This window comes from Oceanicaulis sp. UBA2681 (genome assembly GCF_002354675.1).
Lineage (GTDB): Bacteria > Pseudomonadota > Alphaproteobacteria > Caulobacterales > Maricaulaceae > Oceanicaulis > Oceanicaulis alexandrii.
Map to the genome: position 1 here is coordinate 213,432 of NZ_DEMB01000012.1, position 259 is coordinate 213,690.

General features: G+C 68.7%; 1 protein-coding gene. It reads left to right on the forward strand.

Annotated features, from left to right (window positions below; translation table 11 throughout):
- Positions 1-259: hypothetical protein (locus B3M53_RS10550; protein WP_286800375.1), on the forward strand; the 259-nt coding region annotated here is incomplete at both ends.

The following is a 259-nucleotide window of genomic DNA, read 5'->3' on the forward strand; positions in this document are numbered from 1 at the left end:
GATCAGAACCGCGCTGGCGACGACCGCCAGACTCGTTCCGCCGCCGCCGAGGGCTTCGGCCAGGCGGTGGGTGACCGACTGGACGCCTCCACCAACGCTGCCCTATTGCAAGCGCAGGAAGCGCGCGTGCAGACCCGACCGCAACCCGATCAGTCTGATACGGCCTCTCCGCGCCAGACGACGACCGAGGTTTCGGTTGAAAGCCGTGAAGTGACGGCGCCCGCCGCCCCTGAGCTCAGCCCGCAGACAGACTCCCTCG